Origin of the sequence: Streptomyces anandii JCM 4720 (assembly GCF_014650655.1) — a bacterium.
Classification (GTDB): Bacteria; Actinomycetota; Actinomycetes; order Streptomycetales; family Streptomycetaceae; genus Streptomyces; species Streptomyces anandii.
Window position 1 is genome coordinate 158037 of sequence record NZ_BMVJ01000005.1, and the last position, 8476, is coordinate 166512.

At 72.3% G+C, this 8476-nt stretch carries 10 protein-coding genes and 1 pseudogene; 6 read left to right on the top strand and 5 right to left on the bottom strand.

From position 1 onward, the window contains the following. Positions 1-279: DMT family transporter (locus IE249_RS11545; RefSeq protein ID WP_229858165.1), on the top strand; the 279-nt coding region annotated here is incomplete at its 5' end. Here IE249_RS11545 and IE249_RS11550 read toward each other — a convergent pair. Both IE249_RS11550 and IE249_RS11555 read right to left on the bottom strand, forming a co-directional pair. Next, positions 263-1471: a PP2C family protein-serine/threonine phosphatase gene (locus IE249_RS11550; protein ID WP_189704700.1), complete on the bottom strand. Its 1209-nt coding sequence runs from the start codon at positions 1469-1471 to the stop codon at positions 263-265. The two genes, IE249_RS11545 and IE249_RS11550, sit on opposite strands and share 17 nt — an antisense overlap. After that, complete coding sequence (locus tag IE249_RS11555; RefSeq protein ID WP_189704701.1) at positions 1468-3045, bottom strand: sensor histidine kinase; 1578 nt, start codon at positions 3043-3045, stop codon at positions 1468-1470. The genes IE249_RS11550 and IE249_RS11555 overlap by 4 nt, the downstream gene beginning before the upstream one ends. Positions 3046-3182: 137 nt before the next feature. Here IE249_RS11555 and IE249_RS11560 point away from each other — a divergent pair, with 137 nt between their 5' ends. The 5 genes and pseudogenes from IE249_RS11560 (at position 3183) to IE249_RS11575 (ending at position 5012) form a co-directional block, all read left to right on the top strand. After that, a complete protein-coding gene (locus IE249_RS11560; RefSeq protein ID WP_229858167.1) occupies positions 3183-3560 on the top strand; it encodes a hypothetical protein in 378 nt (125 codons plus the stop codon). Continuing rightward, on the top strand, positions 3557-3988 hold the full coding sequence (locus IE249_RS11565; protein ID WP_189704702.1) for a response regulator: 432 nt from the start codon (positions 3557-3559) through the stop codon (positions 3986-3988). The genes IE249_RS11560 and IE249_RS11565 overlap by 4 nt, the downstream gene beginning before the upstream one ends. 151 nt (positions 3989-4139) lie before the next feature. Next, positions 4140-4214, top strand: a pseudogene (locus IE249_RS39995) (hypothetical protein); the annotation flags it as partial. 50 nt (positions 4215-4264) lie between these two features. Continuing rightward, the gene (locus tag IE249_RS36975; protein ID WP_229858171.1) at positions 4265-4405 is read left to right on the top strand and encodes a hypothetical protein; all 141 of its coding nucleotides are present in this window, start codon (positions 4265-4267) and stop codon (positions 4403-4405) included. 178 nt (positions 4406-4583) lie between these two features. Then, the gene (locus IE249_RS11575) at positions 4584-5012 is read left to right on the top strand and encodes a hypothetical protein (RefSeq protein ID WP_189704703.1); all 429 of its coding nucleotides are present in this window, start codon (positions 4584-4586) and stop codon (positions 5010-5012) included. A gap of 90 nt (positions 5013-5102) precedes the next feature. Here the strand turns inward: IE249_RS11575 and IE249_RS11580 are convergent, their stop codons facing one another. The 3 genes from IE249_RS11580 to IE249_RS11590 all read right to left on the bottom strand — a co-directional run bounded on the left by IE249_RS11580 (position 5103) and on the right by IE249_RS11590 (position 8408). Further along, positions 5103-6338: an epoxide hydrolase family protein gene (locus IE249_RS11580; protein WP_189704704.1), complete on the bottom strand. Its 1236-nt coding sequence runs from the start codon at positions 6336-6338 to the stop codon at positions 5103-5105. Between the two features lie 111 nt (positions 6339-6449). Then, a complete protein-coding gene (locus IE249_RS11585) occupies positions 6450-7001 on the bottom strand; it encodes a transglycosylase SLT domain-containing protein (protein WP_189704705.1) in 552 nt (183 codons plus the stop codon). 261 nt (positions 7002-7262) lie between these two features. Further along, the gene (locus IE249_RS11590; protein ID WP_189704915.1) at positions 7263-8408 is read right to left on the bottom strand and encodes an RNA polymerase sigma factor; all 1146 of its coding nucleotides are present in this window, start codon (positions 8406-8408) and stop codon (positions 7263-7265) included. Positions 8409-8476: the final 68 nt, after the last annotated feature.

An 8476-nucleotide genomic window follows, 5' to 3' on the forward strand; every position in this document is an offset into this window, starting at 1 on the left:
GAATCCGTGTGGGCCTCGGCCCTGAGCACCTCCGCGGGCCTCAGCCGGCTCACCCCCGCCCTGATCTTCGCCCTGGCCCTCACCGGCAGCATGGGCGGACTGGCGTACGCGATGCGCGACCTGCCCCCCGGCACCGCCTACGCGGTGTGGGTCGGGATCGGCGCGGTGCTCACCGTCGTCTACGCCATGCTCACCGGCCGGGAACCGGTGTCCGCGCCGAAGGTGCTGTTCCTGACCCTGATCGTCGCCGGCGTCGTCGGTCTCAAGGCCGTGCGCTGACCGCGCCGCCCCTCCCGGGTGCGTCGAAGTCCCAGTCCAGCCGCAGGACGGCGAGGTCGTCGGTGTGCCGGTCGGCGTTGAGGGTGCGGGTGCGGGCGATGAGCTGGTCGAGGTGGGCGCCCGGATCGGGGGTGCGGATGGTGTCGATGACGCGCAGCAGCCCGTCCACGCCGAGCCGGTCGTCGGCCTGGCCCGCGTAGCCCTCGACGAGTCCGTCGGTGTAGGCGATGAGCGCGCCGCGGGCGGGCAGGGCGAGCGTGGTGGGCTGCCACTTGCCCAGTCCGGGGACGATGCCGAGGGCCACCCCGTGGGCGGCGGTGACCTCCCGGGCGCCGTCGGCGGTGACGAGCAGGGGCTCGTGGTGACCGGCCAGGTGCAGGGTGAGGGTGGCCGCGTCCGGATCGAGGGTGATGAGGGTGCAGGTGGTGAACAGGTCGTTGCCGGCCCGCTCGGCGATGTGTATGCGCTCCAGCAGGTGGAGCAGGTGCTCGTCGCGGTGGCCGCCGAGGGTCAGGGCACGCCAGGCGATGCGCAGGCACACGCCGAGTGCCGCCGCGTCCGGGCCGTGGCCGCTGACGTCCCCGATGACCGCGTGGATGTGCCCGTCGTCGGTCTGCACGACGTCGAGGAAGTCACCGCCCAGCAGGGCCTGGGCGCGACCGGGGTAGTAGCGGCTGGACGCGGTGACGGCGGCGGAGCCGAGCAGGGGCTGGGGCAGCAGGCCGCGTTCGAGGCGGGCGTTCTCCTCGGCGCGCAGCCGGCCGATCTGGAGGGCGGCGTTGGTCCGCTCGGCCTGCTTGCGTTGTACGGCGTAGCGCACGGCGCGCTGCATCAGGTCCGGTTCGACCTTGCCCTTGACGAGATAGTCCTGGGCGCCGGCCGCCAGCGCCTCGACTCCCGCGCGCGGTTCGTCCAGTCCGGTCAGCACGATGATGGCCGCGTCGGTGCCGGTCTGGACCGCCTGGACCGTGTCCACTCCGGAAGCGTCGGGCAGGTGCAGGTCGAGCAGGACGCAGTCGGCGCCGTGCGAGGCCAGCGCCGTGCGCGCGTCGCCGGCCGTGCGGCATCGCTCGAGGGTGTGCGGGAGGTCGGTGTCGTAGAGGAGTTCCTCCACCAGGAGGGCGTCCCCGTCGTCGTCCTCGACCAGCAGTATGTGGTACTGCTCCGCGTGCCCCGCGGGGTGCTCGCTCACGACTGTGTCTTCCGGTCCGGGGCCGCGGGCGCCGGCACGGCGGCGGGGAGGGTGAAGACCACGCGGGTGCCCGTGGTGTGGCCGGGGTCGATCGCGATCGTGCCGCCGTGGAACTCCACGACCTTCTTGCACATCGCCAGGCCGATACCGGTGCCGGGGTAGGCGTCCTTGGTGTGCAGCCGCTGGAAGAGGACGAAGACCTTCTCCTGGTACTCGGGTGCGATACCGATGCCGTTGTCCGTCACCGCGAACTCCCAGGTGTCGCCGCTTTGTTCGGCGCCGACGTGGATGCGCGCCGGCCGGTCGGGGCTGCGGAACTTGACGGCGTTGGACAGCAGGTTCTGCCAGAGCATGCCCAGTTGGGTGGTGTCCCCGACGACGGTGGGCAGCGGGTCGTGGGTGACCTCCGCGCCGCTCTCCTCCAGGGCCACGCTGAGGGCGTCCAGCGTCCGGTCGAGCACCTCCTCCAGGTCCACGGTGCGGTGCTCGTTGTGGACGCGGCCGACCCGGGAGAAGGCCAGGAGGTCGTTGATGAGGGTCTGCATGCGGTTGGCGCCGTCGACGGCGAAGGCGATGTACTGGTCGGCCCGTTCGTCCAGTTGGCCGCCGTAGCGCCGCTGGAGGAGCTGGGTGAAGCTGGACACCTTGCGCAGCGGCTCCTGCAGGTCGTGCGAGGCGACGTAGGCGAACTGCTCCAGTTCGGTGTTGGACCGCTTCAGGTCGATCGCCTGCTCGTCCAGGAGTGCGCGGGAGGCCTCACTGAACTGCAACTCCTCCACCAGGCGCCGGCGCATCGAGTCCACGTCCTCGGCCAGCCGGCGCAGATCGGCGGGTCCGGTGCCCTCCAGGGAGCGGTCGAAGCGGCCCTGCGCCACGTCACGGGCGGCCAGGCCGAGCCGGCTGAGCGGACCGGTGATGCCGCGGCGCAACCCCTCGGAGACCAGGCACGCCACCGCGACGATGACGACCGCGATGCCCGCGAACACCCAATTCCGCAGCGTGACAGCGTGACGCAGGTCGCGGCCGGCCGCCGAGCGCTCGCTCTCCAGGTGGGACTGCTGACGGGCCATGGCGGCGCGCAGCGAGTCGAAGGTGGCCTTGCCCTCCGTCGCCCGCTGCGTGGCCAGTCGCACGGCCTCCCCGGCCGGGGCCGAGGAGACGGGCCGGGCGATCCGCTCCTGCCAGGTACCGGCGAGCGTCTCCACGGTCGCGAGGTCGGCGGAGGCCCGGGCGTCACCGGCGACCAGCGGCCGCAGCCGCCGCAGCGCGGTCCGCTCGGCCGTCACCCCCTGCGCGTACGGCTCGAGGAAGTCCGCACGGCCCGACAGCCCGTAACCGCGCACGCCGGTCTCCTGGTTGACCAGGGACTGCTCCAGCCGCATCGACGCGATCAGGGCGGGGGAGCGCCGGTCGACCAGCTCGGTGGTGATCTGCGAAGTGCGCCACGTCGCCCATGCGCCCAGGGAACCCAGCACGGCCAGGACGACCAGGGTGGCGGCGACTCCGGTGCGCAGCCAGCGCCGGGTGGTCCAGCCGGAGAAGGCACCCGCGGCGCCGGACGGCTCACTGCTCATCGCGGTCGGAATCCCTCCCTCTCCGTCTCGGCTCCCCCGGCCGCTCCGGTCACGGCCGGGCGCGGGGCAAGCACACTGTACCCGCGCCCTGACAACGTATGTTGTCCCCGGTGTGATCAACGCCGTAAGGTGGCGGCATGCCCGGTCCGCCGTTCCCCTCACGTCCGCCCGGCGGCGAAACGGCCGCGCTGGTGACCCAGGTGGTCGACGAACTCGCGCGGCGGCTGGCCGGGGAGAACGTCCCGGCGCCCGAGGACCCCCCGGACATCGCGGGCGACGCCCGGCACCACGCACTCGTGCGCCTGCGCGTGCTGGCCGGCGTCAAGCAGGCCGTACGGCACCTGGAGGACCAGGCGGCCCACGCCGCGGCCGCCGGCGGCGCCGGCTACCCCGAGATCGGCCGGGCCGTCAGCATGAGCCGTCAAGGAGCCCGGCGCCGCTGGCCCGGACTCGTCACCAACAGCACGCACCTTTCCGCCCCCCACCGACCACACCCCGGAGCCCGTGACTCATGACCGCAGCCACAACCCGCCCCTACGACGTGCTGCTGGTCGAGGACGACATCGCCGACGCCATGCTCATCCAGGACGCCCTGTCCGAGCGCGGAACACGCAACCTCACCCAGGTCTCCGACGGCATCGCGGCCCTGGACTACCTGCGCGACGAGGACAACGAGCGTCCCGACCTCATCGTCCTCGACCTCAACATGCCGCGCATGAACGGGCGTGAGTTCCTGGCCGTGGTCAAGGAGGACCCCGACCTGCGCACCATCCCGGTCGTCGTCCTCACCACGTCCGCCGCCCCCGACGACGTCACCGGCGCCTACCGCCACCACGCCAACGCCTACGTCACCAAGCCGGTGAACCTGGAGGAGTTCGAGTCGGCGGTCCGCAGCATCGACGCCTTCTACCTCGACATCGCCGCCAAGCCGCCCAAGGAGTAGCCCCACGCGGCGACGCCCCCGCCGAAGGTCCGTCAGTTTTCGAGAAGCGCGGGGGCGCCGGGGATTCCTGGCATGGGAGGACCCCGTCAGGCGCGGCAAGGAGAAGGAGACTCCGTCATCCGGCGGCGCGCCGCCGCGGGAACCGGCCGACATGGACCCGCGGGCCACCTTCGCCCAGCGCAGGCAGGAACTCGCCTCCCGCCTGCACGTCTTCGAGATCGACCAGCCGGGCACCCAGGCCTGGAAGCGCCGCCGCCCGGCCGCACTCGGCACGCAGTGCTGTCCCTGGCCCGCGAGGCCGGTCTCGCCAACGTCCGGCACGTTCCGGGCGCGTCGCTCGGCGAGCGCTACTTCGCCCACCGCCCGGGCGGCCTGCGCCCCTCGAGCGGCGAGGACCTCCTGCCGGCCACCACCTGACCCGGCGGGTCCGTCGACCGGGTCACCAATCTGTCCGTATTTCGCAAAGTGGGCGATTTCGTCACCGCGTCGGCCCCGAGGGCGGCCACAGTGGCGGGTCTCGGCACCGGACCGAGAGATGGGACGGCACGCCGGCTCCGGACGGGGTGGGTGTGCCCGAACGTGAGAGGACGGATGCATGTCTGTTTCGCGTACCGCCGCCCGCCTGATGGCCGTCTGCGTGGCATCTGGCGCCCTCGTCGCGGCGGCCGCCATGCCGGCCCTCGCCGACGGGAGCGGCCACGACCGTGACGGCAGGCGATACTCGCACAGCCACCACGGTCACCTGGCCGGCAGGGATCACGACGACCGCGGTGACCTCGGCCGTCACCTGGGCCGGTACCACGACGGGGACCGTGACCGGGACGGAGACCGTGACCGTGACCGGGACTGGCGTGACCGGTACCGGGACCGTGACCACGACCATGACGGCCGGCGCTTCGGTCACGAGGACCGGCACCAGGGCCGGCACCACGCCGATGACCGCCGTTACGACCGCGATCGCCGCCACGACCGTGACCGCGACCGCGACCGCCGGGGGATTCGCGACCACCGCGGGCAGCGCTAGGACCACATTCCCCCGGGCGGTGATGACGAGGGCGTACGCCTCGCCCTCGTCATCGCCCCTGAGGGGGTCTCGACGGGCCGGCGGGGTCGTTCAGGGCCTGCGGCCGCGGAAGGTGCGGCGCAGATCGTTCACCCAGGCGTCGGGGTTCTCCCAGGGGATGAAGTGGCCGCCGTGATCATGGGCGTTGACGTTGACATGGTTGAACCACCCCGCCTGCGGACCGGACTTGAACGCCTGGACGCGTTCGCCGGTGGTGCGGATGCCGGGCGGGTTCTCGTACGTGACGAAGGTGAGGCCGACCGGGGCCTGCACGACGGGCGTGCGGTCGTGGGACGGGGCCCAGGGGTGGCGGTTGGCGTTGGCGTAGTAACGCATCGACGTGGCGATGGAGTTGTTCACCCAGTAGATCGTGGCGTGGGTGAGCAGGTCGTCCTTGGTGAAGACGGATTCGAGGTCGCCGCCGTTGTCGCTCCAGGCGTTCCAGCGCTCCAGCAGCCAGGCGAGCAGTCCGGCGGGTGAGTCGCTCAGCCCATGGGCCAGGGTGGCGCCGTCGAGCATGTGCACGGCGAGGTGGGACGCCGAGCGGTGGTCCAGTTCGACGATCCGGGCGCGGACGTCGGCGGGCTGGTCGGCTGTGAGGGGCCGGTTCCGGGCCAGGTCCCAGGCGCGGGGGCCGTTGAAGAAGTCGAGCGGCAGCCCGGAGCCGATGTGGATGCCGTACAGCTCGTCGGCGTACTTGTGGCCGAGCTGGCTGGAGACGAGCCCGCCGATGTCGCAGCCCCCGGCGGCGTACTTCTCATAGCCCAGGGTCTCGGTCATCAGGACGTGCCAAAGGTCCGCGACCTTCCAGAAGTTGACGTCCGGAAAGCCGGTGAGCGGCCCGGGGAAGCCGAAGCCGGGCAGCGACGGCACGATGACGTCGAACGCGTCGGCGGGGTCGCCGCCGGACGCGGCCGGATCGGCGAGCGGGCCGATCACCTTCGACCAGTGCCAGAACGTCCACGGCCAGCCGTGCGTGAGGATCAACGGGACCGGCCGGGGGCCGCGGCCGGGCTTGCGCAGGAAGTGCACCGGGACACCGGCGACGCTCACCCGGTAGTGCTCGTGGACGTTGATGGCGGCCTCGGCCTTGCGCCAGTCGTAGCCGTCCCGCCAGTGGGCGACCAGTTCACGCAGGTAGCCGACCGGGACGCCGTAGGACCAGTCCTCGTTCCCCTCGTCCAGCGGCGGGCGGGTCAGTGCCAGACGGGCGCGCAGGTCGTCGAGGGCCTCGTCGGGCACATGGATCGGGGCCGGTTCCAGGGGGAAGGGGCGCGGGGTGGCCATGGCGTGGTTCCTTCTGCGTAGGAGGAAACGTGTCATCGACCACCTTGGCACCGGAGCGGACGCTCAACGGCCCGGACGAGCCCGCTGATGATCCGCCGGGACGTCGGCGCCTCAGTAGGCGGAGTTGACGTTGTCGATCGAACCGTAGCGGTGCGCGGCGTAGTTGGCGGCCGCGGTGATGTTCGCCACCGGGTCGGTGACGCTGTTGGCGGTGCCGTCGACGTGGAACGCGTTGAAGGTCGGGTCGATGACCTGGAGCAGCCCCTTGGACGGGGTGCCCTTCTGGGCGTTGACGTCCCAGTTGTTCTGGGCGTTGGGGTTGCCGCCGGACTCGCGCATGATGTTGCGGCGCAGACCGTCGTAGCTGCCCGGGATGCCCTTGGCCTTCATGATGGCCAGCGACTGCTTGATCCAGCCGTCGAGGTTGCCCGCGGTGCCGGACGTGCTGCCCTTGCCGGCCGTGGTGGCCGTAGCGCTCCGGGTGGTGTGGCTGTCGTTGGCCGGAGCCTTGACCACGCCGGTGCTCACCTGCGTCGCCTCGGCGGCCTGTGCGGGGGCCGGCATCAGGGTCAGGGCGACGGCAGCGGCGCCCGTGGTGGCGATGCCGGTGACGGTGAGGGTGCGCAGGCGGGCGAGGCGGCTGGTGCGGGTGATCGCGGTCATGCGGAAGAAATCTCCTGTGGGGGTGTGGTCACATGCCGGCCGCGGTGGGTCGCGGCGCTCGGCAACGACAGCAATGGTTAGCGGCGGTCGCCGGGCGGCGCAATGATGTGACGTACTACCCTACTTAGGAGGTAATGTCCGAAAGTTTCATTTTGGTCGGAATTTATGCGGATGGGGCAGTTCTGGACCTACGGCCCGGCTTAGGAGGTGATCTGGCTCCTATGGGTGGCGTCACACCCGCAGGCCCCTGGAGCCGCCCCCTCAGCGGCCCCGGAGGGTGTTGAGCCGGGCGGCCTGGAGGGTCAGGTGGTCGCGTTCGGCGACGCTGGGCGCCTTGCGGGCCGCCTCGGCGTACAGCCGGGCCGCGGTCGCGAGGTCGCCGTCGCGTTCGTGCAGGTAGGCCGCGACCGCGGTGTGGCGGGGCAGCGAGTCGTCCAGCGCGGCCAGCGCCGCGAGCCCGGCACGCGGACCGTCCGCCTCGCCGACGGCGACCGCGCGGTTGAGCCGGACGACGGGACTGCCGGTCAGGGCCTCGAGTTCGTCGTACCACTCGACGATCTGCACCCAGTCGGTCTCCTCGGCGGTGGGCGCGTCCGCGTGGAGGGCCGCGATGGCGGCCTGGGCCTGGAACTCGCCCAGCCGGTCGCGGGCGAGGGCCGCCTGAAGGATCCCCACGCCCTCCGTGATCGCACCGGTGTCCCACCGGCTCCGGTCCTGCTCGGCGAGCGGCACCAGGCTGCCGTCCGGCGCGGTACGGGCGGCGCGCCGGGCGTGGTGGAGCAGCATCAGGGCGAGCAGCCCCGCCACCTCGGGGTGATCGATCCGGGCCGCGAGCTGCCGGGTGAGCCGGATGGCCTCGGCGGCGAGGTCGACGTCGCCGGAGTAGCCCTCGTTGAAGACCAGGTACAGCACGCGCAGCACGGTGGCCACGTCGCCGGGCTGGTCGAACCGCACCTTGGACACGGTGCGCTTGGCGCGGCTGATCCGCTGCGCCATGGTCGCCTCGGGCACCAGGTAGGCCTGGGCGATCTGGCGGGTGGTGAGCCCGCCGACCGCGCGCAGGGTGAGCGCGACCGCGGACGACGGCGTCAGCGAGGGATGCGCGCACAGGAAGTAGAGCTGGAGGGTGTCGTCCACCGAGGGCGCGGGCCCGGGCGGCGGCTCCTCCTCGACGCGGTCCTCACGGCGACGGCGGGCAGAGTCCGCCCGGGCCGCGTCGAGGAACCGGCGCCAGGCCACCGTGACCAGCCAGCCCTTCGCGTCGCGCGGAGGGTCGGCCGGCCAGACGCGGACCGCTTCCAACAGCGCCTCCTGGACGGCGTCCTCGGCCGCCGCGAAGTCGGCTCCGCGGCGGACGAGGACGGCCAGCACGCTCGGTGTGAGGCTCCGGAGCAGGGCCTCGTCCATCGGCGAGGACGCGTGCGGGGCCGGTTGCGAGGTCACGTGTGCGGGCAGTCCGTGACGGCGGGCGAGGC

Coding starts and splice junctions, on each gene's coding strand:
- IE249_RS11555 (WP_189704701.1), bottom strand. CDS start 3,045: ATGAGCAGTGAGCCGTCCGGCGCCGCGGGTGCCTTCTCCGGCTGGACC.
- IE249_RS11560 (WP_229858167.1), top strand. CDS start 3,183: ATGCCCGGTCCGCCGTTCCCCTCACGTCCGCCCGGCGGCGAAACGGCC.
- IE249_RS11565 (WP_189704702.1), top strand. CDS start 3,557: ATGACCGCAGCCACAACCCGCCCCTACGACGTGCTGCTGGTCGAGGAC.
- IE249_RS11575 (WP_189704703.1), top strand. CDS start 4,584: ATGTCTGTTTCGCGTACCGCCGCCCGCCTGATGGCCGTCTGCGTGGCA.
- IE249_RS11580 (WP_189704704.1), bottom strand. CDS start 6,338: ATGGCCACCCCGCGCCCCTTCCCCCTGGAACCGGCCCCGATCCATGTG.
- IE249_RS11585 (WP_189704705.1), bottom strand. CDS start 7,001: ATGACCGCGATCACCCGCACCAGCCGCCTCGCCCGCCTGCGCACCCTC.
- IE249_RS11590 (WP_189704915.1), bottom strand. CDS start 8,408: ATGGACGAGGCCCTGCTCCGGAGCCTCACACCGAGCGTGCTGGCCGTC.